Consider the following 26,619-nt stretch of genomic DNA (forward strand, 5'->3'; position numbering starts at 1 on the left):
GCGAGGCACCGAGTGGTGGGGCCAAGACCTTTTGGTTACTTTTGGCTGGGCCGGCATTCCGGGCGTTTGCCAAAAGTGACCCGCTGTAAGAGCGGAACCATAAGTGGCCGATACCGCAGCAACGGATATGTACCCAATACAGCTACCGCGCCAGCACCATGGCAAAATACCCAAACACCGTGAGCAAAATCCCCGACACCGCATACGCCACCGGAAACCCGATCCACGGCACCGTACTATCAATTTCCTTTGCCGCCTCCCGCGCCGGCCCCGAGTGACTCCGCGCCCCCGCAACACCGCCCATGAGAATCGCCGGGTTGATCTTGAACACATGAAAACCCACAGCCCAAACAATAAACGGTGGAATCGTACAAGCCACGAACCCAAGCAAAAAGATCTTCAACGCAATGATCGCGCTAATCTGCGAAACCAGGTTGGCCCCCGCATTCACCCCCACAATCGCGACAAAGAATATCAACCCCATGTCCTCGAGAATGTTGCGCGCCGCATTCGGGGTATTCCCAAAAAACCGCACCCGCGACACCAGCGACGAGACGATAATCCCCGACACCAGCAACCCGCCCGCATTGCCCAGCCCCACCGCCGCACCGAACGCCGGCACCTGAATCAGCCCGATCAACAACCCCAGCACCATACCCAGCGACAGCGTCAGCAAATCCGTCGCCGTACTCGCCCGCCCCGCCTTGCCCAGCAACGCCGTGGCCTTGTCGATGGCACTGCGCAAGCCAATCAAGTGCATCACATCCAGGCGCTGCAACCGCGTTTCCAGCCCCACCGGAATCGGCGCTCCACCCCGCTCAATCCCCACCAACTGCACCTGCCCGGCAATCGGCGACTGGCTGAATTCCTTGAGCGCCCTGCCCACGGCATCCTTGTGGGTCACCAGAATCACCGCCTCATCCAGCGGTATATTCAACGCCCGGGCATCCGGTACTTCCGGCCCGATCAGGCCCATGTGATCGGTCAGCGCATCCAGGCTACCGCCCAGGGCGATCACATCGCCGAGTTGCAACACCAGCGTCGGATCAGCCCCCAGCAACTCTTCACCACGCTCGACGTTCTCGATCTGGTACAACGCAAAGCGCTGGCGAAACTGCGCGATGCTCTGCCCCACCAGCTCCGGGTTCACCAGGCGATAGGCCCGCAGGTCAAACGGCCGATACCCACTGAGCCCGGCATCGTCGACGTTCGGCACACCGTGCTCCAGCTCGAATTCCTTGGCCGCCTTGCGCGCATCCACACCCCACCAGCGCGGCAGGTATTTGCAGATCAGGATGATGCCGACCGTGCCCCAGATATAGGTGATGCCGTAAGACAGGGCGATCATCGCGGTGGCCGCCGCCGCCGTGGTGCCCGGTGGCAGCGGCACCACGCCCGAGGTAATCGCCTGTTCGGCGGAGCCAATCGCCGCCGACATGGTTTGCGAACCGGCAAGAATCCCGCCCGCCGCGCCCACCGGCAGGGATAACAGCCGCACGCCGAGCACCACGATACCCAGCCCGAGGAACGAGGACAGGATCGCCAGGAAGGTGAATTTCAGGCCATCACCCTTGAGACTGTTGATGAACGAAGGCCCGACCCGCAGCCCGACGCCGTACATGAACAGGTAATAAAACAGGCTCTTGGTAAAGTTATCGAGTTCGAAATGCACGCCGTAGTAAGACGCCCACGTCGCAATCGCGCAGCCGATCACGATGGCCCCGGCCACCGCGCCCAGGCCATAACCCTTGATGGTGCCGCGCCCGACCCAGACGGACAGGCCAACCACCAGGAACAGCAGGATGTAGGGGTTGTCGTGCAGGAAAGTAAAGAAGGCAGTCACGATGATTCGTACCTGGCGATGCAACGCTAAAGGCACCGGGCCTCGAGGCCCGGTGAGTGTTCAGTGCGTTCAGTCGAGGTTCGGGGTGTCGGCCGGGATGACCGGGTCGGCGATGGCGCCATGGCTGAAGCTGGGGCCCGCGTCGGAATGCTCCACCGGGTTTTTCTGCAGGTGGGCAACGGCCTTGCGCAGGTCTTCCAGCAGCAACGCCACCAGGTCACGGCTCACGCCATGCCGCACCAGGATGCGCTGTACCACGACGTTCTGCCGATCGGACGGCAACGGGTATGACGCGATCTGCCAGCCGCGCATGCGCACGCGCTCCGACAGGTCGTAGAGGCTGAAGCCGTGGTCGACGCCGTCCTTGAGCTTGTAGCAGACCGCCGGCAGCCCATCCTTGCCGTCGTACACCAGTTCCAACGGGGCAAACTTGGTGATTTCCGAGGCCAGCCATTGCGCCGTGTCGGAGCACGCTTGTTGAATCCGCGTGTAGCCGTCGCGCCCCAGCCGCAGGAAGTTGTAGTACTGGGCGATGATTTCACCGCCGGGCCGGCTGAAGTTCAGGGCAAAGGTCGCCATGTTGCCGCCCAGGTAGTCGACGTAGAAGATCAACTCTTCCGGCAGGTCTTCGGTGGAGCGCCAGATAACCCAGCCGACGCCCAGCGGCGCCAGGCCGTACTTGTGGCCGGAAGCGTTGATGGACTTGACGCGCTCGATGACAAAATCCCATTGCAGCTCTTGCTGGATGAACGGGGCGATAAACCCGCCGCTCGCCGCGTCGACATGGATCGGGATATCCAGGCCGAGGTCACGTTGCATCGAGTCCAGCTCGGCCGCCAGGGCTGCGACCGGTTCGTAGATCCCGGTGAAGGTCACGCCCAGGGTCGCGACGACACCGATGGTGTTTTCGTCGCAATATTCCCGCAGGTCGGCCGGGCGCAGGCCCAATGCGTCACCGCGCAACGGCACTTCGCGAATTTCCACATCGAAATAACGGGCGAATTTCTTCCAGCAGATCTGCACCGGGCCGCACACGAAATTCGGTTTGTCGGTGGGCAGCCCCGCCGCTTCCCGGCGTTTCTTCCAGCTCCACTTCAGTGCCAGGCCGCCAAGCATCGCCGCTTCGCTGGAACCGGTGGTGGAGCAACCCACGGTTTGCCACGATTTCGGCGCGTGCCACAGGTCGGCAATGATGTGCACGCAACGGTTTTCGATCTCGGCCGTCTGCGGGTACTCATCCTTGTCGATCATGTTTTTGTCGAGGGCATCGGCCATCAACTGCTGCACTTCGGGCTCGACCCAGGTGGTGCAGAAAGTCGCCAGGTTTTGCCGGGAATTGCCGTCCAGCAGCAGTTCGTCGCGCACCAGGTTGTAGGCGGCCGACGGCGTGGTCGAGTGGTCCGGGAGGCGGTATTTGGGCAGTTTGTGCTGGGCGGAGCCACTCGAATAGACGTCTTCGATGGCTTGGTCCTGGGTCTCTACGGTTCTGTGAAGTGCCATGAAATCCTGCTCTTGAATGAGGGAAATGGCGTAGACGTTGATCGCGACAAATGCCGATCAGGCTGCGTCAGGAAACGAACGATGGAGCGGTGGCGCCGAATATCACACGCACGGCGGCGCAGGAAAGTGACCCAGATCATTAAAGGCGTGGATAAGCAGGCAGACGTGCCGGGGGTGCCTGGCAGTGACCTACTGGCTCAGTGCTTCGTTCAATATCAGGCTGCGATAGTGCCCGGGGTTGGAGCCCGACCACTTGCGAAACGCCTTGTAGAACGAGCTGGCATCGGCAAACCCCAGGCGGGTGGCGATCTCGGCAAAGCTGATGTCGGAATCGGCCAGCCAGACGATCGCCAACTCCTTGCGCACGCTGTCCTTGAGGCCCTGGTAGGTCTGCCCTTCTTCCGCCAGGCGCCGGCGCAGGGTCGAGGCCGAGATGCACAGGGATGCGGCCAGGCCTTCGGTTTCCGGCCAGGTGTCGGCAGGCATGTGCCGCAGGTCGGTCTTGATGCGGGTGGCAAGGCTGTCCGGGTCGCGGTATTTGACCAGGATGTTGGCGGGCGCATGGGCCAGGAAGCGCTTGAGCTCCTCCGGGCTGCGCTTGATCGGCAGGTCGAGGCAGTCGGCGGAAAAGATCATCCGGGTACGCGGCCGGTCAAAGCGCAAGTTGTCGGAAAACATCACCTGGTAGTCGTCGCAGAAGTCCGGCTGCGGGCAACGCAGTTCAATCGCCAGGATCGGGATCCGGCGCCCCGCCAGCCAGCAGGCGACGCCGTGGACGATCATCCAGTAGGCGAAATAGGTGAAGGCGCGCCTGGGTGCGGGCTCCGGCTCCAACAGGACGATTTCCGCCAGGCTCTGCTGGCGCACCAGTTGCGCCGGCAGGCGCTCGAGCATCAGTGACAGGAACCCCAGGCCGGTTTCCAGCGCAGTGGCCAGGCTCGGTTGTGCCATGGAGGCCCGGCAGAGGAACTCCAGGCTGCCGGATTTGAGCTTGCGCGGGTCCATGCCAAAGAATTCATCGTCCATTCGCCGTGCCAGCAAGCGCCATAAGCGTGCGTAAGCGGTTGCCGGGACGCGTGCGGTTGGCTGGCCCAGCAGTGCTGGATCAATCCCGACCTTGGTCAACACTTCATCGGTCGCCGCACCCGGCGCACAGCTCTGCAACAGGGCTTCGCGGACCAGCTGGATGGAAATCGTGTCTTTTTCCGACATGGGGAATGGCGCAATCCGGTGACTGGGACGATGCCGCGCATTCTAGTGTCGGATGCGGTTTGCCACCACCGTTCAGTCAAGGTTCAGTAAAGGTCAATATTCCCTGTTTAGTAATGAGTATCATTATGTTACAACTTAGCATCCTATCTAGTGACGATTCGGTGCCGAATGCTTGTTCCCTTTTTAATCATGCTGCGCGAAGGCATAGAAGCCGCCTTGATCGTTGGCATTATTGCCAGCTACCTCAAGCAAACTGGCCGTGGCCAGTACATGCCCGCAGTGTGGATCGGCGTATTTCTGGCAGCGGCCCTCGCGCTGCTGGTCGGCGGTGGCCTGGAACTGGTGAGTGCCGAATTCCCGCAGAAACAACAGGAACTGTTCGAAGGCATCGTCGGCCTGGTGGCCGTGGGCATTCTCAGCTCCATGGTGTTCTGGATGCGCAAGGTCGCGCGCTCCATCAAGCATTCCCTGCATGAATCCCTCGATCATGCCCTGGCCGGCTCCAAACACCAGGTCACCGCACTGATTGCCATGGTGTTTTTCGCCGTGGCCCGTGAAGGCCTGGAAACCGTGTTCTTCCTGCTGGCCGTGTTCCAGCAAAGCGAAGGTCCGGGCGCGCCGATTGGCGCCCTGCTCGGCCTGATCCTGGCGATCATCGTCGGCTTCCTGATCTACACCGGCAGCATGCGCCTGAACCTTGGTGCGTTCTTCCGCTGGACCGGCCTGTTCATCCTGGTGGTGGCCGCCGGCATCCTCGCCAACTCGGTACAAGCCCTGCACGAAGCCGGGGTATGGAACCACCTGCAAACCGTACTGTTCGATTTCAGCGCGACGCTGCCGATGGATGGCCCGCTGGGCTCGGTGCTGGCCGGCATGTTCGGCTATCAGGACGCCCCGACCATCAGCACCCTCGGTGCCTACCTGATTTACCTGGTGGTGGCCCTGGTGATGTTCTTCCTGCCGGCGCCGCCGAGCAAGCCGGCTACCCGCACAACCTCTTCCGTTTCCAGCCAGTAAGGACCGCCTCTTGTCCAACCAAACCCCTCAACCGGCTCCGCCCTCCCGCGCCTTGCGCTGGGCGGTGGGCGGCTCGGTGGTCGTGATGATCGCCGCCGGTGGCCTGTTCTACTACGCCTCGCAACTGGCCGCCTCCAAGCGCCAGGCCAACCACAATGAAATCGCCGTCACCATCCACGCCCACAGCTGCGAGCCGAATGCGCTGACGGTACCGGCCGGACGCGCCAGCTTCCGCATCATCAACCGCTCGGACCGTGCCGTGGAATGGGAAATCCTCGACGGCGTGCTGGTGGTCGAAGAGCGCGAGAACATCGCCCCGGGCCTGAGCCAGGTGATCAACGCCAACCTGCTGCCCGGCGACTACCAGATCACCTGCGGCCTGCTGAGCAACCCGCGTGGCACCTTGAAGGTGACACCGACTGCCGAGTCTGACGCCCAAGCCAAGGCCAAGCCGTCGATGGTCGCGTTTATCGGCCCGCTGTCGGAGTTCCGCGTGTACCTGAGCAGCCAGGGTAGCGCCCTGGTCAAGGCCGTTACCGCGCTGGACCAAGCCATCGAAGCCGGCGACCTCGCCCAGGCCCAGGCGCTTTACGTACCGGCCCGCGAGGCTTACCAGCGCCTGGCCCCGGCCTCGCAACGCCTGGCGGAACTGGACAACGCGATCAACGCCCGCGCCGACTACTTTGAAAAGCGCGAGCAGGACCCGGCCTTCAGCGGCTTCCACCGTCTCGAATACGGCCTGTTCCAGCAACGCAATCTCGACGGCCTGGCGCCGATTGCCCAGCGCCTGGTCACCGACGTCACCAGCCTCAAGCAACAGCTGCTGGCCCAGTCGCTGCCGCCGGAGCAACTGGTGAGCATCGTGGTGCGCAACCTCAACAGCCTGGCCGACGTACGTGCCGCCAGCGGTGAGGAAGAACGCTACAGCCATACCGACCTCAACGGCTTCGCCGCCAACCTGGACGCCGCCCGCAAAGTGGTCGACCTGATGCGCCCGCTGCTGACCAAATCTGCCGCGCAATTGCTGCCGGGGATCGACAGCGCGATCACCGCCCTCGATGCCGAACTCAACGGTTTGAAAGTCGATGGCCGCTACGCCTCGTATGACAGCGTTACCGCCGATCAGCGCAAGCAGATCGCCGACAAGGCCAAGGCTCTGGCCGTTGCACTCGATGGAATCGACCCCGCCCTTGGCCTTTCCGGCCTGAAGTGAAGACGACCGTAGACATGAGTGATTCAGAACAATTTTCCGCCCAGCGTCGTCGTGTATTGTTGGGTATGGCCGCCACTGGCGCGGCCATTGCCGGCAGCAGCCTGAGCTGCCCGGCAATGGCTGCCAACGCGGCGGCACAAGTGACCACCGCGCCAAGCAGTGAAAAGACCCAGGATCACCACGATTTCCATGGCAAGCACCAGACCGGCATCGTCACTCCGCGCCCGGCCTGCGGCATGCTGGTGGCATTCGACGTATTGGCCAGCGACCGTGAAGACCTGGAGCGGCTGTTCCGCACCTTGAACGAGCGTATCGCGTTCCTGATGACCGGCGGCACCGTGGTGCAAGTCGACCCGAAACTGCCCCCCACCGATTCCGGCATCCTCGGCCCGGTGGTGACACCGGACAACCTGACCATCACCGTATCGGTGGGCGAGTCGCTGTTCGACGAACGCTTCGGCCTGGCCGCGGCCAAGCCCAAGCGCCTGATCCGCATGGTCGGTTTCCCCAACGATGCACTGGAACCGGCGCAGTGCCACGGCGACCTGAGCCTGCAGTTCAGCTCCAACACCCCGGACACCAACATCCACGCCCTGCGCGATATCGTGAAAAACCTGCCGGACCTGCTGCTGGTGCGCTGGAAGCAGGAAGGCAGCGTGCCGCCCCAGGCCCCAGCCCGCCCCGGCGAGCCGGCACAAAGCGCGCGCAACTTCCTCGGTTTTCGCGACGGTTCGGCCAACCCGAACTCCAACGACAACAAGGCGATGGATCAGATTGTGTGGGTCCAGCCAGGCAGCGACGAACCGGCCTGGGCCGCCAATGGCAGCTACCAGGCGGTGCGGATCATCCGCAACTTCGTCGAACGCTGGGACCGCACCCCGCTGCAAGAGCAAGAAAGCATCATTGGCCGGATCAAGACCAGTGGCGCGCCCATGGACGGCCAGAAAGAAACCCAGGTCCCGGACTACAGCAAGGACCCGGAAGGCAAGTTGACCAAGCTCGATGCCCACATCCGCCTGGCCAACCCGCGTACTGCACAGACCCAGGCCAACCTGATCCTGCGCCGGCCGTTCAACTACTCCAACGGCGTCAACAAAAACGGTCAGCTGGACATGGGGCTGTTGTTCATCTGCTATCAGGCTGACCTGGAGAAAGGCTTTATCAGCGTGCAAACCCGGCTCAACGGCGAGCCTCTGGAGGAATACCTGAAGCCGGTTGGCGGCGGTTACTTCTTCACCTTGCCAGGCGTCACCGGGGCCCAGGATTTCATCGGGCGCACGCTGCTTGATGCGACACATCCACAAACCACTGCCAAAACCTAAAACAAACCCCAGAGCGGAAATCGTCCCATGAAGAAGTCGTCTCTCGCATTGTCGTTGTTAATGAGCCTTTCGCCGCTGGCCGCCTTCGCCGCCACCGCGCCGCTGGATCTGGTAGGGCCGGTGTCGGACTACAAGATTTACGTCACCGAAGAAATCGGCGAGCTGGTCACCCAAACCCAGGCGTTCACCGACGCCGTGAAAAAAGGCGACCTGGCCACCGCCAAGAAGCTGTACGCGCCAACCCGCGTGCACTATGAGTCGATCGAGCCGATCGCCGAACTGTTCAGCGACCTCGACGCCTCCATCGACTCCCGCGTGGACGACCACGAGAAAGGCGTGAAAGCCGAAGACTTCACCGGCTTCCACCGCATCGAGTACAGCCTGTTCTCCGAGAACACCACCAAAGGCCTCGACGCCCTGGCGGACAAGCTCAACAGCGACGTACTGGACCTGAAAACCCGCGTGGACGGCCTGACCTTCCCGCCGGAAAAAGTCGTGGGTGGTGCTGCTGCCCTGCTGGAAGAAGTCGCCGCGACCAAGATCTCCGGTGAAGAAGACCGCTACAGCCACACCGACCTGTATGACTTCCAGGGCAACATCGACGGCGCGAAGAAAATCGTCGACCTGTTCCGTCCGCAGATCGAGAAGCAAGACAAGGCCTTCGTTGCCAAAGTCGACAAGAACTTCGCCACCGTGGACAAGATCCTGGCCAAGTACAAAACCAAGGATGGCGGTTTCGAGACCTACGACAAGGTCAAGGAAGCCGACCGCAAAGCCCTGGTTGGCCCGGTCAATACCCTGGCGGAAGACCTGTCCACACTGCGTGGCAAGCTTGGCTTGAACTGATCCAGACGCTGCATGCTCTCGCCCGGCCTGCCGGGCGAGAGCCTTCCTCAGGCTGACGCCACCTGCACTCCGTCCGAAGGCCGCAAGGCATCGCGGATAGTCCGCAGCTTCAAGCACGTTTCCTCGTACTCACTCCCGGGATCCGACTCGGCGACAATGCCGCAGCCGGCGAACAGGTGCGCCTCACAGCCTCTGATCAACGCCGAGCGCAACGCCACGGCAAATTCACCATCACCCTGCGCATTCATCCAGCCCACTGGCGCTGCGTACCAGCCACGGTCGAGCTGCTCGTGCTCTCGGATATAGGCCATCGCCTCACGTCGCGGCAAGCCACCCACCGCCGGCGTCGGGTGCAGGGCCTGCACCAGTTGCAGCAATTGCACCTGGGGATGCAAGCGGCCCATCACCGGCGTCAACAGGTGCTGCACGTTGGCCAGCCGGTGCAACTGCGGCTGGCTGGCAATGTCGAGCATCGCGCAATAGGGCTGCAATGCTTCGCGCAGGGTTTGAACCACCAGGGTGTGTTCGTGGCGGTCCTTGGGGCTGTCCATCAAGGCCTGGCCAAGTTCGGCATCGTGCTGCTCGTGACGACCACGCGGGCAAGTACCGGCCAACGCCACCGTGTTCAGCGTGCCACGAGTCACCCGCACCAGCCGCTCCGGCGTTGCGCCGAGAAAGCAGCTGTCACCACGGCTGAACGCAAACAGGTACGCCTGGGGATAGGCCGCCTTGAGGTTTTCCAGCAGCGGGCCACAGGGGATCGTCCGTGAGGTGGTCAACCGCACTTCGCGGGCCAGCACCACCTTGCGCAGGTCGCCGGCGTTGATGCGCTGCACGGCCGTCGCTACGGTGTCTTGCCATTGCTGCGCGCTGATGGTGTTTTCGTCGCTCGGTGTGCCGAGGGGAATCTCCTGGCGTGGCGCACTGGCGTAGCGGGACAGAAGCAACGTCCACTGGGTTTCCAGGCTCTGGGCGCAACGCACCGCGTCCGCCCCGGGCTCCAGCCACTGGCTGAAGATCACATGATGTTGCTCGGCTTCCCGCAGCAGCAGGATGCGCGGCAGCACCAGGGAGGTGGCGGCGAATGACTGCCATTTGAGCGAGCGTGGGCCCTTCGGGTCAAACGCAAAGCCGCCACACAGCAACGGCTGGCGCGGCCCCACCTGATGGGCCTGGCTGAGCAACGCCTGCCACGCCAGGGCACTGGCGTTGAAGCGGTCATCGGCCCCGGGGCTGATTTCCTCGGTACAACCAAAGCCGGCCATGGCCAGTGCGCCCCGGTCACTTGACCAGAACAGGCTTTGCCCGAGTACCTGGCGGTTGGCGGCAAATAACCGCAGCGGGTCCAGGCGCTCCGAGGCCAGGCTGAACACCACCAGCACTGCGCCGCCCTTCTCGCGCGCCAGGCGTTCGCCCTCGGTCAGCGCCTGAAGCAATCCCGGCAGACGTTCACTCATGCTCCGCTCCTTGATGCTGCTGGCGCCAGTGGCGCACTTGCTGGTCGATATTCCATTGGATGATCTGCGCAAACAGCGGGACCACGAACATCGGGTCCAACCCTTCGCGCTCGGCCCAGCGGCGGCGATGGGGCAGCATGGCGGCCACCCGCTCGGGGGCGGCGATGCTGGCTTCGTCAGGCTTGAACTGCGCCGCAGCTTTCACATAGGCCAACCGCTGGCCGAGAGCGCGGATGATCTGTTCGTCCAACGTGTCGATACCCAGGCGGACGTCTTCCAGCCCGCTGCACTGCTCAGGTGTTTTCATAGGATTCTCCGGTCATGGGGTCGACGGCCAGCACTGCCACGCCGGTTCGGCGGGGCTGCCCAGCAACAGTTCCAGGTGCTCGATCAGGTCGGCCTGGCTGTCGCGCAGGTAAAAATGCCCGCCGTTGAAGGTTCGAAAGTCGGTGACCTGGCGCGTCACTTCCGACCAGGCATGGGCTTCCTCCCGATCGACTTCGCGGTCGGTGCTGCCCAGGCATACGCTCACGGGCACGTCCAGCAGCTCGCTGATATCGCCGCAGTAGTTTTCGATCAGGCGGTAATCATTGCGCAATGCGGGCAGGTAAAGTGCCTGCATCTCGGGTTCGTCCAGGGGTGATGGCGCACCACCCGACAGGCGCCGCACATCCGCCAGCAGACCGGCATCCGGGCCCTGGTGCAATTGGCTGTGACGTTGCCGGTGAGGGGCCGGATGGGCGGAGACGATCAGCCGTTGCAGGTCCTTGCCCTGGCGGTTCAGGCGCCGCGTCACCTCATAGGCCAGCGCCGCACCCATGCTGTGGCCGAACAGCACCAGCGGCCGGTCGGACAGGTCCCACAGCGCCCGGGTAATAGTGCCCGCCATCCATTCCAGGCTGCCGGGCCAGGTTTCACTCAGGCGCTCTTCGCGGCCGGGGTATTGCACGCTGACCAGTTCGATGTCAGCCGGCAACAGTGCCTGCCAACCGCTGAAAAATCCCGCGCTGCCGCCGGCGTGGGGCAGGCAGACCAATCGGCAACGCGGCGTTTGATGCTGCGGGTAACGTCGCAGCCATGGGCTGGGGATTTTCTTCATAACACGCCCTCCTCCAGTTCAGTGGTGACGTGGATCCGGGTCTGCGGCAACCAGCGCAGCACCTGGCGCAAGCAGTCATCGGCGTCCATCACCTGGGCAGCGTAGTGCGTGCCTTCGGGCAGTTTGGCCAGTTGCAGGGCGCAGATTGCCGCCACTGTGCCGGTCAACGCCGAGCCGTCGGCGGCACGCAACCAGGCGGTGGCCTGCTGCGGTTCGCCGTGTTGCAGGCCTGCCATTTCGACTGCGAGCAACTGGTAAGGCGTGCGCCCTGCCAGGTCCAGCGCACTGGCCTGTACCAGGGCGGCAATGTTCTCTGCCGTGTGTCGCAGAGCCGGTGGCGAGCCCTGAATGCGCCCGAGTGCGGCCCGCAGGTGGCCGCCGTCGAACAGGTTGTAGGCCTGGGCTTCGCGCACCCGCAAGTCAGTAAACAAGCGCTGTTGCTCAGTGGTTAGATACGGGTGGGCCGTTACGGGACCGCCCACCAGCCAGGGCCGCTCGAAGTGTTCATCGACGAGTACGGCGGACTTGATTGCACGGCCATCGCACCAGCCCATCGAGGCCTGGCCATAGCCGTTGCCGAGGCTCAATAGAAAGTCCTCGGCCGCCGTTGTCGACAACCGCCCAAGTCCGACGGCATAGCAATGCACGGCATCGACGCGCTCGAACGACGCCGCAAGCAACTTGGGAAACAACCCCGACAGCCCGGGCAACATGCCGGCTGATAACACCACACGACGACCCGGCGGCAACTGAGCGGGCAGCAGCTGATGCAGCGGATCATCGCCGCCGACATCGATGTAATCGGCGCCACTGGCCAAAGCGGCCAGCGCCACCCGGTCGAGCACCTGGTAGCTGGGGCCCGCGCAATTGATCAGCAGGTCGCAGCCGCTGCAAAACGCCGCCAGGCTTTGGGCGTCCCACAGGTCCACTTCACGGATCTCGGCCTGCCCGTTCAACTCGCCGTCGTTAAAACGCTGCCCTTGCCCAGGGTCGCGACCGCCCAGGCGCAAGCGGCAATGACCGACCAGCACCCGCGCAACCTGCCGACCGACATGCCCATAGCCGCCTACAATCCCGACTCTCACGCCGCCACCTGCGCCAGCCGTTCGAACGCGCGGGCCACGGCTTCGACCTGGGGGCTCTGCATGCAGCTGAAGTGGTCGCCCGGCACGTCCACCACCTGCAATTCGCCAAGGCACAGGGCCTGCCAGTATTGGCTCATGTCGCGGTGCATGCCGGGCAGTACCTGGACTTCACCGCACTGGCGGATAAACACCATGTCACCGTCGTAAGGCGTGGCCTGATGCAAGGCGACGGCGGCCAGGCTGTGGCGCAGCACCTGCAGTTGCTCGCGCAGCCAGTCCAGGTCGCTCAGTTGCGAGCCGGCGTGGCGCATCGCGTCTGCAATTGCCTGCAAGCGCTCATCTGCCGACTTGGATGCCAGGGCCCGCAGGCAGGCCAGGGCCGTGGCACAGTCGGGCTCATCCTGCAGCGCCAGCAACGCACCTTGGGGCACGCGGCCCGGAGTTTGGCGCAGCACCTTGGCAATCGCCCGCTCCATCGCCTGTTCATCCACCGGGTAACCCAGGGTGTGCGGGTCGGCCTGCATCACGCGGGCGAACACGTACTCCGCCAGCAGGTCATCCTCGATCATGAACGGCACGCGGTAGCTGCTGATCACTGTCAGTTGCAGCACCTCGATGTCCCTCGCCGCGAGGCATGACGCCAGCTCCGTCGCCAGCAACCCGCCGAGGCAATAACCGACGATGCTCACCTGGCGCCGGCCTTCGGCGTGCAAGGTGTCGGCATAACGCTCGGCCAGTTCACGAATCGCCGTAGCCGGTGCCAGAGCCAGGTAACCCGGTACATCATTGAGCACCAGCCCCTCCAGTGGCGCTTCTTCCCCGAGTGCAGCAAACAGCGCGCGATACGGTGCCAGGGTGCCGCTGCCATCATGGACAAAGATCCGCGCCGGGCCTTGCGCCTCCTCACGAATCCGCACCAGCGGCGACAGGCTCTCGCTGCCCTGCCCCCGCAGGTAATCCGCCAGGGCCGCAACGGTGGGCTGGTTGATCAACTGGCGCAGCAAATCCCCCCAGGGCACGTTACGGGCCTGGGGCAGGCTTTCCCGCAGGCGACCAACCACCTGCGTCACCAGCAATGAATCACCGCCCAACTCAAAGAAGCCCTGTTCACGGCCCACACTGGGCACCCGCAACAGGGTTTGCCAGACCTCTGCGATACTGCGCTCCAGCGCATCCAGCGGTGCAGCCCCGCTGTTGGCCTGTTGCGTGGCCTGGGCCATGCCGAGGTTGGCCAACGCCTGGCGGTCGACTTTGCCGTTGACCGTCAGCGGCATTTCATCCAGTACCCGCCACTCGGTGGGTACCATGTAATCCGGCAGGCGCTGGCCCAGATGCGCGCGCAACGCCTCCGGCTCAAGGGTCTGGCGCTCGGTCTTGAAGCGCGTGATGAACAGGTGCTGGCCGATCTGTGACATCGCATCGTCAGCTGCCGGCATGCACAGCGGCGTCTGCGCGCCGGCTTCCTGCAACAGTTGCTGCCACTGCTCGCGGCGGATGAACGTGGTGTCCTGCTCGGCGCGGAAATCCTCGAACGCGGTCAGGCCCTCCTTGAACTCCATGGACGCCATGATCTGGTAGGTGTCGCGGGTGGCTTCGATAAAGATCAGCCAGCCGCCGGGGGCGAGCATTTCCCGCAGCCGGGCGAGTACCTGGCTGGCATGCCGCGAGTTGTGCAGCACGTTGGCACACAGAATCACATCCAGGGAGTTGGCGGCGATGCCTTGGGCCCAGTGGTCGAGGTTCAGGTCAAACAGCCCGTAGCTGACCCACGGAAACTCGACGAAATGCTCCCGCGCTTCGTTGAGGAAAAACTGCGACAGGTCGGTGAACTGGTAGTCCACCGCCAAGCCGTCCAGGGCCGGAATCAGGTCGGCACTGGTGCCGCCCACGCCTGCGCCGATTTCCAGCAACTGCAGACGCCAGCCCGCCGGTTGCAGTGCGGCGATTTCCTGCACCGCCGCACACACCGCCTGGTTCAGGTACTGGCTGATCAGGTTCTTGCGATAGGCGCCTTCGGCGGTGTCGGTACGGCCTTCGGGAAACAGCAAGTGCAACGGGTCGAGCCGGTCGCTCATCAGGGCAGGCAATTGCTCCTGGCTTTCCCGCAGGTAGCGCAGCACTTCACCGCCCCAGCCCACACTCGGTTCCAGCGCCTCGATGCGCTGCCACAGCTGACGGTATTCAGCACCCGAGACCCGCAGTGACGAATAGGCGCCGGTGCCTGGGTTGCGGTCTACCAGTTGTTCGCGATGCAGCGCTTGCAGCCAGCGGCGGATCAGCCGTTCGTTGCGTGGCGCCACTTCGCACAGGCTCATGATCTGGGCCAGGTCGTGCTCGACGCCCGGTTGATCAAACAGCCCCGGGCGTTGCAGGGCCAGGCCCATGGAGAGCAACGCGGCACGCTCGACGCAATCGGACATCTGCGTAATCAGCGCTTCCGTCAGTTGGCCTTTCACGCCGTTGGCCGCCGCCAAGGCGTTGGGTGCCAACCGGGTCGGCCAAGGCAATGGAGTATCACGCAAAGTCCCGCGCACGCAGGCCTGCAAACGCCGCTCGAACGCGCCCTCGCCCGCAGCGACCACCACGGCCGATTCGACATGAGGATGACTGAGCAAGGCACTTTCGACTTCCGCCAACTCGATGCGATGCCCGCGAACCTTGACCTGGAAATCCTCACGGCCAAGGAACTCAATCAACCCGCTTTCAAGGTAGCGCCCCAGGTCGCCGGTGCGGTACAGCCGCTCGCCGCTGTGGGCATGCTCGATAAAACGCTCGGCGGTTTTCTCCGCGTCCCCCAGGTACCCCATCGCCAACCCCGTGCCGGCGATGAACAGCTCACCGGCAACGCCTTGCGGGCGATCGCGGCCTTGTTCGTCGAGCACCATGAAGCGTTGATTGGCCAGCGGCGCGCCGTAGGGAATGCTGCGCCATTGTGCGTCCACCTCGGTGATTGGATAGGCAATCGACCAGATCGCCGCTTCTGTGGCGCCGCCCAGGCTGATCAGTTGGAGCTCAGGCAACAACGCAGCGATTTCGGCGGGCAGGTTCAGCGGGATCCAGTCGCCGGACAGCAAGGCCAGGCGCAGGCTCTGAGGTGCCGCGGCCGGCACGGCTTGCAGGTAATGGGCAAGCATCTGCAACTGCGCGGGCACCGAGTTCCACAGGGTCACACCGTGCTCGCGGGCGCATTCGGCCCAGTGGGACGGGTCGGCGCGGCGTCCGGCGTCGGGCAACACCAGGGCGCCACCTACGGCCAGCAGGCCGAAGATGTCGTACACCGAGAGGTCGAAGCCCAGGCTGGCCAAGGCGAGTACCCGGTCTTCGGCGCCGATGGCGAAGCGCTGATTGATATCCACCACCGTGTTGAGGGCCGCCTGGTGACTGATCATCACACCCTTCGGAATCCCGGTGGAGCCGGAGGTGTAGATCACGTAGGCAAGTTGTTGCGGTGTCACCTGCGGCGCCGGCAGTTCACGTCCGGCACTGGCTGCGGCCTGATCAACGGGTATGCACTGGGTCACCTGGGCGGGCCAGGCCACGTCCTCGCTCAACCACGACTGGCTGAGCACCCGGCTGACCTCGGCGTTCTCAAGAATCAACGCGCGCCGCGCCATCGGCTGATTAGTGTCCAGCGGCAGGTACGCCGCGCCGGCCCGCAAGATCCCGAGTACACCGACCACCTGGTCGATGCCTTTTTCCATGCATACCGCGACCCGCTCGCCGGGCTGGCAACCGCCATCCAGTAACTGCTCGGCAATCGCCTCGGCACGGGCGGCGAGTTGCGCGTAAGTGAGCTGTCGCGCGCCCTGGATCAGGGCGACACGTTGGGGTTGCGCCCGGGCCTGGCGAAAGAACGGTTCATGCAGCAAGCCTGGGGGAATCGGCTGCGCCGTCTGGTTGATCAACTCCCGCACCAGTCGCTGGGGTGCCGGCAGTTCAAGGCAATCGTCCAGGGTCCAGGCCGAAGGCTCCCGCGCCAAGCGCTTGAGCAGACGTTCGAAGGTGTCGAACATCGCTTCCAGCATGGCCTCATTGAACACGCCCTGGCGAATGTCCCAATTGATGAACAGGCCGTTGTCGCGCTCGCTGACCTGGCAATCAATCAACACTTGCGGGGTCTGGCTGATGCCGTGCACCAGTTCTGCGCCGGGCATAAATGCCCCGCCGCCACTTTCGCCACCGGCGCCCAGGGTGCTGGTGAAGGCATAGGGCATCAAGGCCGCATCACGGCCTTTGCGCCGCGCCAGTTCGCGCAGTACTTCAATGCCGGAACACAGGCGGTGGTCCATGTCTTGCCACAGTCGCTCCTGCAACTGCTGGCTGCGTTCACCAAAGCTGCCGCCTTGCAGGGTCTGGACTTCCAGCAATTCCACCGAGCTGAAATCCCCCACCAGCCGATCGACCTGCGGGTGCAGCGACAGGCGATTGAGCAAGGTCAGGCTCAAGCAGAAATGCCCCTTGCGGCTCCAGCGCCCCAGGGTTTCGGCATAGCAGGAAAGAATCGCCGCCGACGCACCCACGCCGGCCGCCGCTGCATTCAGGCGCAGGGCGTTGAAATCCCGGGCCTCCAGGTTCAGGGCGCGGCGCTCGAAACGCGGTCCGCTGGGAGCGCCCTGCATGGGCAATTCCGGAGCACCGGGCAGGCTGTCGACCCGCGCCCACCAGTACTGGCGGTCACGCTGGTAACGCGGCTGTTCCCGCAACCGGCGCTCGCCCAGTACGTAGTCGCGAAAACTGATGGGCGCCGCCGGCGGCAAGGCTTCGCCACGATAGACCTGCTGCAACTCGGCCAACAGCATGCGCACGCTCTGGTAGTCGCACACCAGCAGATCCACTGAGAGATGCAGGCGCGCATGTTCACGGCCCTGGCTGACGCACAACTCGATCAGCGGCCACTGCTGGGGCGACGCCAGGCGAATTTCCATGCGTTCGCGCAGAGCGGCCAGTGCACGGCCGTCGTCTTCGCGCAGGTCATGCCGGGCGATCAGGTAATGCGGCACCTGGGGCAGGATTTGTTGGTAGCCGTCTTCCAGCACCACCGCCCGCAGCATGTCGTGACGCGCAATCAGATGGTTCCATGCCTGCTCCAGGCGCGCCGGGTCCAGTTCCCTGAGTTCAAATTCCAGGTAACCGTGGCACGCCACCCCGCCGTAGCTGAATGCCTGGGTGCGGCCCATCAGGTAAGCGGCCTGCACGTCGGTCAGCGGAAACGGTTCGCTGCGGGCAGCCAGGTCGGCCGAGACGGTGGGCATCACCGGTTCCATCAATTGCTGCAACAACGCGTCCTTGTGTTCGCGCAATTGTTGCAGGCGGCCTTCATCCATCACCCCGGCGGGCGCCCGGTAGCGCAGGCGGCCCTGCTCTTCCCAGAGTTCCACACCCAGTGCTTCGAGGTCCTGTTGCAGTTGCTGCAGTGTCATAGCGCACCCTCCACCATTGCGTTCCGGTTGACGTGGTCCTGTTCTCGTCGGGCGACAAGCCATTGGGCCTGGCGGGCGACGGTGGCCGCGTTGAAAAAGTCCTTCAGCGACAGTTCGACGTCGAACTGTCGGGCGATACGTTCGATCAGGCGAGCGGCCAACAGACTGTTGCCGCCGAGGGCGAAAAAGCCCTGGTTGCGTCCCACCAGGGGAATGTCGAGCAATTCGCGCCAGAGCCCGGCCAACAGTTGTTCGGCTTCGCCTTGAGGCGCGTCTTCATGCTCGGGTCTGGCGCCCTGGCGTTGCTCCTGCACCAGCCACAGCAGTGCGGCGCGGTCGACCTTGCCGTTGGCGCTCAGGGGCAGTTCGGTGAGGTTCAGCCAGTGGTCCGGCAACATGTGTTCCGGCAACCATTGGCAGAGCCACTGGCGCATGGCTTCGGCATCCGGCAGCGCGTCGCCCATCAGGGTTGCTGCCAACTGCGGGTTGGCCCCGGGCAACACCAGGGTGACGGCACGACTGACGGCCGGATGGCGTTCCAGGGCCACGTCGATCTCACTGAGTTCGATGCGGAAGCCACGGACCTTGACCTGCTGGTCCATACGCCCGAGAAATTCGAGGCTGCCGTCGGGCCAATAACGGCCCTGATCGCCGGTGCGGTACCAGCGTTGCCCGGCGTGCTCGACGAAGCGTTGGGCGCTGAGATGCGGCAGGCCACGATAGCCCTGGGCAACCCCGGCGCCGCCGATCCACAACTCCCCCGCCACCCAGTCCGGGCAATCGCGGCCCTGGCTGTCGACGACTCGAAAGCTTTGGTTATCCAGGGGTTTGCCGTAGGGAATCGAGAGCCAGTGAGCCGGCACTTCGTCGACGTCCTGGACGTTGGACCAGATGGCCGCTTCAGTGGCGCCGCCGAGAGCGGCGAACCGGGCGCTTTCGCCGGCTGCCAATCGCAGGCGGCGTGGCAGGTCCAGCCCGACCCAGTCACCCGAGACCATCGCCAGGCGTAATCCGCTCAGGGCATTCGGCTCGCGGGCCTTGAGGGTCAGCATGTCGAGCAACGCCGGTACCGAGTTCCACAGGGTCACGCGCTGCTGGCGGATCAGCCGCAACCATTCGGACGGCTCCTTGCGCCGCGCATCCGCTGGCAGCACCACGGCGCCACCGACACTCAGCAGGCCAAACAGGTCGTACACCGACAGGTCGAAATCGAGGGCGGAAACCCCGAGCACACGGTCATCCGCGCCCACCTGATAACGCCGGTTGATCGCGGCGACGGTGTTCAGCGCCGCCTGGTGGGAAACCTCGACGCCCTTGGGTTCGCCGGTAGTGCCAGAGGTAAAAATCACATAGGCCAGTGCGTCCGGCGCCACCTCGATCGGTTGTTTCAGGGCCCTGGCCGAACGCGCCTGGGCCAGGTCCACCACTTGCAAGTCCGCCAGCCATACACCGCGATCACGGTGGGCCGTATCGGTGATCACCACCTTGGCTCCGGCGCGTTGATAGATCATGTCGCGACGGGCTGCCGGCTGTTCGATACCCACCGGCACATACACCGCGCCCGCCGCCAATATGCCGAGCACCGCAACGATTTGCGCCTGGCCTTTGGGCAAGGTGATCGCCACCGTATCACCCGGTTCAATCCCCCACTGGCGCAGGGCACCTGCCACTTGCAGGGCCTGGGCCGCCAGCTCGGCGTAACTCAACTCAGCGTCCTCGGTGATCAATGCCACCCGCTGCGGGTGCACCTGCGCCTGTTGGAAAAAGCCATCGTGCAGCAAGCCTTTGTCATAGGCCCAGGGCGTGTGGTTGACCGCTGCACGGACCTCTTGCTGGCCTTGGGGCAACGGCAGCGGCGCGGGTTGGCGCCAGTCACCGGTACACAGCCACGCCAGCAGGTCGCCATAGGCGGTGAACATTTCGTCCAGCAGGCCTTCGGGGAACAGCGCATCTACCCCGTCCCAGTTGAGCAACAGGCCATCGGGCAGCGGATAGCTCTGGTGGTCAAGCCACACTTGGGGCGTTTGCGACAAGGCCCAGCCCGGTTCGCCCAGGTGCTGCCGGCAAGTGGCGTCGACAAACGCTTCGCCAAGGTTGCAGGCAAACACTACGGGGGCGCCGCCTTGCCGGGTGCGGGACAACTCACGCAGCACTTCCACACCAGGCCAGGCGCTGTGGGCGATGTCGCGGTGCAGTTGGCGTTGCAGGGCTTGCGCCTGCTGCGCGAAAGAACCCGCCTGGCGCTGGTCGATCTCCAGCAGCACCAGGTTGGAAAAATCCGCCAGCAGATGCGGGACGCAGGGGTGCAGCTCCTGGCGGTTGAACAGCGGCACGTTCAACAGGAAATGCTGGCTGGCGCTCCAGCGGCCCAGCACTTGGGTATAGGCGCAGCACAGCACGCTGGCCAGGGTCAGGCCGTGTTGGCGGGCCTGGTCTTCCAGGGCTCGCAACTGCGCGCGGCCGAGGCGCATCGTCAGGCGACGAAAACGCGGCGGGCCGAGGGATTGCGGCTCGTGTGCCAAGGGGAGTTGCGGGCCGTCGGGCAGGTCATCCAGACGTTGCAGCCAGTAGTCCCGCGCGCCGGCATCGCTGGTTCGGGTGGCGCCCAGGTAGTGGGCAAAATCCCATTCCAGACGTGGCAGCTGCGCCTCTTGCCCGCTGTAGATCAGCGCCAGATCCCGCAGCAGTACGCTGATACTCAGGACGTCCGCCACCAGCAAATCGATGTTCAGGTGCACCCGGCTGCGGCCGTCGGGCAAGCGGCTGAGTTGCACATCAAACACCTCGCCCTGGCGCACATCCAGGCAGCGGTGGGCCAGGCGCTCACGCAAGGCCAACTCATCCGGCCGTTCATGCACGGTCAACCCAGGCCACGGGCTGGTCGGCAGCACGCGCTGGCAAGTGGCGTTCGGGAAACAGGCGCGCAGCATGGGATGGCGGTGAGTCAGGCGCATCACCGCGCTTTCCAGGCGTTGAGCGTCGACCTGATACCCGTCCAGCTCCTGATACAGGTGACAGCCAACGCCCCCCAGCGGCATGGCCGGGTCGCGACCAAACCAATAAGCCTGCTGCAACGGTGTGAGGGCGAAATCGTTGTCGGCGGCGACGGGCTTGAGGTGCGTCGCCTGCCCGCGACGGCGGTCGATCAGCAACCACCAGGCCTCAAGGGTCGGCTGCTCAATCAGTTCGGCAAAGCTCACCTGCACACCTTCGCGGGCGAGCAAGGCCGGCAGGCGCATCATGCTCACCGAGTCCAGGCCCTGCTCGATCAGCGAGGCATCGGGCTCCAGGTCCTGGGGGGCATAGTCGAGCAACTGCGCGACACCGGCGCACAGCGCCTCGGGGCTGTGTGCGAGGCCGCCGGGTGCAGGATGAACGCATGCCAGTGATGGGTTATCGGTCATGGGGGACGGTCCTTTGGGGAACGGTAGGGTCTGGGCGCAAGCGCCAGCGATTGATCGCTTCGCGCTCGTGGAACAACTCGCGGTAACGGCCGGGCGTGGCCATCAACGCGTCATGGCGGCCGACCTGGGCCAACTGGCCGTGGTCGAGCAGCAGAATCTGGTCGGCATGGGGCGCCAAGGTCGGTTTGTGGGTGACCAGCACCACCGTGTGCCGGCGGGCCAGTTGCAACAGGGTCCGATTGACCCGCGCCTCGCTGATGGCATCGAGGGCGGCGGTCGGCTCGTCCAGCAGGATCAGCGACGCGTCCTTGAGCAACACCCGCGACAACGCCAGGCATTGGCGCTCGCCGCCGGACAGGCTGACGCCCTGCTCGCCCAGCACGGTGTGCCAGCCCTGGGGCAGGCGCTCGGCGAGGCGGTCGAGGCCGGTGGCGCGGGCGGCGTGCTGCCATTGCTCTTCGCTGGCGTCGGGGCGGCCCAGCAGCAGGTTGTCCAGCAGGCTGCCCGGCAACAGCGGGCTGTCCTGGAACATCAAGGCGACCTGGGTATCTCGGGCCAGGGCCGACAGTTGCCGCAGGTCGACACCGCCGAGGTGAATCGCGCCACTGCTTACATCGCTGAAGCGCGCCAGCAGGCGCAACAGGCTGGACTTGCCGGAGCCGGACGCCCCCACCACCAGGTTCAGCGAACGCTCCTGCAACGTGAAGTCGATGCCTTGCAAGATCGCCTGGCCCTGGCGGACCAGTCCTACGTCCCGCACTTGCACGTCGTAACCCAGGGCAGGTTGGGGTTCGAGAGGCTCAGGCAACCCCGGCATCTGCAGCAGGTGGCGCAGGCGATTCAAGCCGTGGCGGGTCTGGCGCAACGTGGTACCGAGGTTGACCAGCGCGCCCATTGGCTCCACCAGGCAGGTGGCGAGAATCGCCAGCGCCAGGAACTTCGCCGCATCGAGGGTGCCACCCAACACGGCATACAGGCCGCATAACAGGATGGCGCTGTAGCCGGCCTGCAACACCACCGCCAAACCCAGCGCGGCGGGAAAAGTGCGCCAGTGGGCGTGACGCTGTGCCTGTTGCTGCTGGGCCAGGGCCTCGGTGAGCAGGTCGAAACCTTGCTCGGTGCGCCCGCTGGAGCGCAGCAACGGTTGCTGGCGCAGAAACTCCATCACCCGGGCCGCCGCTTCATTGGCTGCGGCTTCGCTCAGTGCTTCAGCTTGCCCGCCCCAGCGCACGCCCCAGTGGTACACCAGCACCAGCAACGGCAACGCGGCCAGTGCCGCCAACGCCATGGAGCGGTCGTAGAAAAACAGCGCCAGCAGGAGTGCCAAAGGCGTCAACAGCGCATTGGCCATTGGCTGCAAAAGGTGCGCCGGGGTGCTCATGATTTGCAGCACGGTGTGAGTCACCAGGCGATTCAGTTCAGCGCTGCGCCGCTCCACAAACCATTCCAGCGGCAGTTGCACCAGCTTGTCACCAATGCGTCGGTTCAACGCCTGGGCTGCTTCGGCACCGGCGCGATAGCCCGCCAGCTGGGCATACCGGCGCAGCCAGAGGCACAACAAGGCCATGCCGGTGAAACCGATGGCCCAGGCCCAAGGCGTGGTGTTGCCGAACCACTGGGCAAAGGCCATCGGCAACAACGCCAACGCTGCGCCCTGGGCCAACGCACTCAACGCCATCGCCATCAGCGCACGCCGCAACAAGCCGGCTTCACGGGGTTGCAGGCTGCGTAACAGCGCGCGAATCATGCCCGTGCCCTCTTCAGTGCGGCCGCCGAAAACTGCTCAGCGGCCCACAGCCCGGCGTAAGTGCCCTGCTGGTCCAGCAAGCCGTGATGCGTACCGCGCTCGACAATCCGCCCGCCTTGCAGCACGACGATCTGGTCGGCGTCCTGGATGCTGCTCAAGCGGTGGGCGATTACCAGCACCGTGCGGGCACGGGCCAGGCGAGACAGCGCCTGCTGGATCGCGGCTTCGGATTCAGGATCACTGGCGGCGGTGGCTTCATCGAGAATCAGGATCGGCGCTTCACTGAGCATCGCCCGGGCAATGCCCAGGCGTTGCACTTCACCGCCGGACAGTTGCACGCCGGCTCCGAGGACGGTGTGATACCCCTGGGGCAGCGCGAGGATGCGCTGGTGAATCTGCGCGGCCCGGGCGGCGGCTTCCACCTCGATTTGCGTGGCGTCGGGGCGCGCCAGGCGCAGGTTGTCGAGGACGCTGGTGCGCAGCAGGCGCACATCCTGGAACACAAAGGCGACCTGGCGATACAAGGTGGCGCTGTGCATGTCCCGCAGGTCGACGTCGCCGATGCGGATCGCCCCGGCACTCACATCGGCAAAGCGCGCAAGCAAAGTGGCCAGGGTGGATTTGCCGGCGCCCGAGTCGCCCACCAATGCGGTCAGCGTGCCGGGCGGTAGATCCAGGTCAATGCCATGCAGCACCTGCGTGCCGTCGGGGTAGCGAAAGTCCACGCCTTCAAAGCTCACCTGGCGGCCCTTGGGCTCGCGGGATTCGCGAGGTTGCGTCAACGTCGCGCTGTTGAGCACGGTGGCGATACGGCTGGCGGCCATGCGGCCCTGCACCAGTGCATCCGCACCATGCCCGACGGCCGCGACCGGCGCTGCCAGGGCCGGCCCCAGCAGCAGGAACGGCAGCAGTTGCACCGGCATCAGCCAACCGCCAGCCACCAGCGACGCACCGCCCAACAGCACCAGGGCCAGCACCAGCAACGGCGAAAGCAGCACCTCGACACTCGCCCCAAGCCCGGCCCAGCGTTGGGCCCAGCAGGAAAAAAAACTGGCGAAACGTTCCACCGCACCGAAGAACTTTGACTGCACCCGATCGGCCCGGCCGAATGACTTGACCATGGCGATGCTCTGCACAAACTGCTGGGTGGCCAGGGACAGGTTGCCCAGCGCGGCGCCCAGTGCCTTCTGGTCATCCCGATAAGCCTGGGAGCGCAAGGCTCGCAGTCGCCACAGCGCCAGCGCTGGAGGCAGCAGCACCACAACGGTCATCGGCACACTTACCGTCAGCAGGTACAACAGGCACGCCAGGGGCGCTACCAATGCGGCGGCGAGGTTGTTTGGCAAGTGCGCCACCAGTTGATGCAGCGCACCTACGTCGTCGAGCAAAACACGGTCGACTTTTTGCCCACCACGGGCGCTGAACCAAGCCAGCGGAACCCGCGCCAAATGCGCGGCCAGCCGTTGGCGAACCTGGCGTTGCAGGTCGCTGTCGGCCAGGTGGGTCATCTGCAAGGCGGCAGCCAGCCCGAGCATGCGCAACAGCAAAGCGCCCGCACCGGCCAACAACCACCAGAACCCATCGTGCAGATCGAGTTTTCCGTCCAGCAACGACGGCGCCAACTCCGCCACCGCGATCAACGGCAGCAGGCCGATCAGGGTCGCCAGGGCTTGCAGCAGCATGGCGCAGATCAACCGGCCACGTACAGGCGCGAGCAGTTCACGCAGCGAGTCTTGATCAGCCACGGGCGGCGCTTCCCTCAGGTTGTTTTGCCCCGAAATACAGCTGCTGGATAGCCTCCCGCAGGTGCTTGCGGCTGACCTTGCCCACGCCGGTTTGCGGGAAACCGGGGATAAATTCGAAGCGGTCCGGCAGCTTGAAGGCCGCCAACCCTTGCTCACGCAGATGGCGCAGCAGTTCCGGCGGGCGCGGTGCCGTGCCACGGGGAATCACGAAGGCGCAGGTGCGTTCGCCGAGGTAGGCGTCCGGCATCGCCACCAAGGCCACATCGGCGACGGCAGGATGGCTGAGCAGGAGGTTTTCGACTTCTTCGGCGGCGATCTTTTCGCCGCCACGGTTGATCACGTCCTTGTCGCGACCTTCGACCATCAGGTAGCCGTCGTCGGTGAGCATTACCCGGTCGCCGGTGCGGTAGAAACCGTCAGTGGTAAACGCCTGGGCGTTGTGCGCAGGGTGGCGGTAGTAACCGCGAATCGTGTACGGACCACGGGTCAGCAATTGGCCGACCTGGCCCTGTATCACGTCCTGTTCGTTGTCGTCCACCACCCGGATTTCGTCGCCCGGGGACATGGGTTTGCCCTGGGTGTGCAGGACTCGTTGCGGTGGGTCGTTGGGATCGGTATAGCAAATCAGCCCCTCGGCCATGCCGAACACTTGCTGCAAGCGGCAGCCGAGGGTGGGTTCCACGCGGCGGGCAGCCTCGAAGCTCAGTTTGGCGCCGCCGACTTGCAGCAGTTGCAATCCTGGCAGGCCCTGCCCGCGCGCCTGGGCGGCATCCAGCCAGACCAGCACCAGTGGCGGCACCAGCGCGGTATGGGTCACGCGTTCATGCTCGATCAGGGCGAAGCAGGTTTCGGCGCTTGGCGAGCCGCTCAGCACCACACGGCCGCCCATCAGCAAGGTGCCCATGAACCCCGGGCAGCACATGGGAAAGTTATGGGCCATGGGCAGCGCGGCGAGGTACACCGTGGCGTCGGTCAGGCCGCAACGTTCGGCGCTGGTCCGCACGTTGTAGAGGTATTCATTGTGGCGACGCGGGATCAGTTTCGGCACGCCGGTGGAGCCACCGGACAACTGGAAACACGCGACGGCATCCGCGGGCGGCGCAGAAAAGGTTGGCTGCGGGTCGTCCAGATAAAGGTCTTCGAGCGCGATGAATTCTTCAGCCTCACCGGCCACGATCACCCACGCAAGGTCGCCATGGGCCGCCTTCAAGCCACGGGCCATGCCCCGATAATCAAAACCTGCCGTGACGTCAGCGCAGAGGTATGCCCTGGCCTGGGCAAACTCGCAGAAGCGGCCGATTTCCAGATGACGATGGGCCGGTAACGCAAAGATTGGCCGTACGCCGAGGCGATACAGGGCGAAGCACACTTCGACAAAACCCACGCAGTTCGGCAGTTGCACCACCACGTTGTCCCCTGCCACCAACCCCAGCCGGGAGAACCCGCCGGCCAGTTGATCGACCCGTTGATCCAGTTGGCGATAGCTCACCCGCAGCGTTCCATCGGTGATCGCTTCACGCTCGCCAAAGGTGCGGGCGGCGTTGCGCAGCAGGTCGCCAAAGGTCTCGTCGCGCCAATAGCCTGCGTCGCGATAGCGTTGGGCAAACGCTTCGGGCCAATCGGGGCAGTCGTCAATGATAGTCATGGGGTCTCCAGAGTTTTTTTCGGCAATAAGGGGCCGATGCCGTGAACAAAAGGCCTGCGGGGCA

Annotated in this window: 16 protein-coding genes; 4 read left to right on the top strand and 12 right to left on the bottom strand. The window is 64.5% G+C overall.

Annotated elements, in window-relative coordinates:
- Window positions 1-142: 142 nt before the first annotated feature.
- The 3 genes from HX805_RS25125 to HX805_RS25135 form a co-directional block, all read right to left on the bottom strand.
- Window positions 143-1,843, bottom strand: a complete 1,701-nt coding sequence (locus HX805_RS25125; protein WP_168197511.1) for an aspartate:alanine exchanger family transporter — start codon at window positions 1,841-1,843, stop codon at window positions 143-145.
- Between the two features lie 69 nt (window positions 1,844-1,912).
- On the bottom strand, window positions 1,913-3,343 hold the full coding sequence (locus HX805_RS25130; RefSeq protein ID WP_008436222.1) for a glutamate decarboxylase: 1,431 nt from the start codon (window positions 3,341-3,343) through the stop codon (window positions 1,913-1,915).
- A 189-nt stretch (window positions 3,344-3,532) separates the two neighbouring features.
- Window positions 3,533-4,555 (bottom strand): AraC family transcriptional regulator, encoded by a 1,023-nt coding sequence (locus HX805_RS25135; protein ID WP_177070119.1) that lies wholly within the window; start codon window positions 4,553-4,555, stop codon window positions 3,533-3,535.
- A gap of 168 nt (window positions 4,556-4,723) precedes the next feature.
- Between HX805_RS25135 and efeU the strand changes: the two genes are divergently transcribed.
- From efeU to efeO (HX805_RS25155), 4 genes are read left to right on the top strand one after another with little or no spacing between them, the layout of a single operon-like run.
- On the top strand, window positions 4,724-5,572 hold the full coding sequence (gene efeU, locus HX805_RS25140; protein WP_003218412.1) for an iron uptake transporter permease EfeU: 849 nt from the start codon (window positions 4,724-4,726) through the stop codon (window positions 5,570-5,572).
- 10 nt (window positions 5,573-5,582) lie between these two features.
- Window positions 5,583-6,785: an iron uptake system protein EfeO gene (efeO, locus tag HX805_RS25145; RefSeq protein ID WP_008436219.1), complete on the top strand. Its 1,203-nt coding sequence runs from the start codon at window positions 5,583-5,585 to the stop codon at window positions 6,783-6,785.
- A 14-nt stretch (window positions 6,786-6,799) separates the two neighbouring features.
- Complete coding sequence (gene efeB / locus HX805_RS25150) at window positions 6,800-8,107, top strand: iron uptake transporter deferrochelatase/peroxidase subunit (RefSeq protein ID WP_008436218.1); 1,308 nt, start codon at window positions 6,800-6,802, stop codon at window positions 8,105-8,107.
- A gap of 27 nt (window positions 8,108-8,134) precedes the next feature.
- Window positions 8,135-8,953 (top strand): iron uptake system protein EfeO, encoded by an 819-nt coding sequence (efeO, locus tag HX805_RS25155; RefSeq protein WP_003218415.1) that lies wholly within the window; start codon window positions 8,135-8,137, stop codon window positions 8,951-8,953.
- 47 nt (window positions 8,954-9,000) lie between these two features.
- Here the strand turns inward: efeO (HX805_RS25155) and HX805_RS25160 are convergent, their stop codons facing one another.
- The 9 genes from HX805_RS25160 to HX805_RS25200 are packed head-to-tail and all read right to left on the bottom strand — an operon-like array spanning window position 9,001 to window position 26,555.
- The gene (locus HX805_RS25160; protein ID WP_003218416.1) at window positions 9,001-10,410 is read right to left on the bottom strand and encodes an isochorismate synthase; all 1,410 of its coding nucleotides are present in this window, start codon (window positions 10,408-10,410) and stop codon (window positions 9,001-9,003) included.
- Entirely contained in the window at window positions 10,403-10,717 is a 315-nt protein-coding gene (locus HX805_RS25165) for an isochorismate lyase (protein ID WP_003218417.1), read from the bottom strand. The genes HX805_RS25160 and HX805_RS25165 overlap by 8 nt, the downstream gene beginning before the upstream one ends.
- A gap of 12 nt (window positions 10,718-10,729) precedes the next feature.
- Complete coding sequence (locus HX805_RS25170) at window positions 10,730-11,509, bottom strand: thioesterase II family protein (protein WP_003218418.1); 780 nt, start codon at window positions 11,507-11,509, stop codon at window positions 10,730-10,732.
- On the bottom strand, window positions 11,506-12,594 hold the full coding sequence (locus tag HX805_RS25175) for a saccharopine dehydrogenase NADP-binding domain-containing protein (protein WP_177117376.1): 1,089 nt from the start codon (window positions 12,592-12,594) through the stop codon (window positions 11,506-11,508). The genes HX805_RS25170 and HX805_RS25175 overlap by 4 nt, the downstream gene beginning before the upstream one ends.
- A complete protein-coding gene (locus HX805_RS25180; RefSeq protein ID WP_177117377.1) occupies window positions 12,591-18,014 on the bottom strand; it encodes a non-ribosomal peptide synthetase in 5,424 nt (1,807 codons plus the stop codon). The genes HX805_RS25175 and HX805_RS25180 overlap by 4 nt, the downstream gene beginning before the upstream one ends.
- Window positions 18,011-21,418 (bottom strand): non-ribosomal peptide synthetase, encoded by a 3,408-nt coding sequence (locus HX805_RS25185; protein WP_177117378.1) that lies wholly within the window; start codon window positions 21,416-21,418, stop codon window positions 18,011-18,013. The genes HX805_RS25180 and HX805_RS25185 overlap by 4 nt, the downstream gene beginning before the upstream one ends.
- Window positions 21,408-23,165: an ABC transporter ATP-binding protein gene (locus HX805_RS25190; RefSeq protein ID WP_003218423.1), complete on the bottom strand. Its 1,758-nt coding sequence runs from the start codon at window positions 23,163-23,165 to the stop codon at window positions 21,408-21,410. The genes HX805_RS25185 and HX805_RS25190 overlap by 11 nt, the downstream gene beginning before the upstream one ends.
- The gene (locus HX805_RS25195; RefSeq protein WP_177117379.1) at window positions 23,162-24,910 is read right to left on the bottom strand and encodes an ABC transporter ATP-binding protein; all 1,749 of its coding nucleotides are present in this window, start codon (window positions 24,908-24,910) and stop codon (window positions 23,162-23,164) included. The genes HX805_RS25190 and HX805_RS25195 overlap by 4 nt, the downstream gene beginning before the upstream one ends.
- The gene (locus tag HX805_RS25200) at window positions 24,903-26,555 is read right to left on the bottom strand and encodes a (2,3-dihydroxybenzoyl)adenylate synthase (RefSeq protein ID WP_003218428.1); all 1,653 of its coding nucleotides are present in this window, start codon (window positions 26,553-26,555) and stop codon (window positions 24,903-24,905) included. Before HX805_RS25200 ends, HX805_RS25195 begins: the two co-directional genes overlap by 8 nt.
- Window positions 26,556-26,619: the final 64 nt, after the last annotated feature.

The organism is Pseudomonas sp. G5001, from assembly GCF_013385475.1.
Taxonomy (GTDB): domain Bacteria; phylum Pseudomonadota; class Gammaproteobacteria; order Pseudomonadales; family Pseudomonadaceae; genus Aquipseudomonas.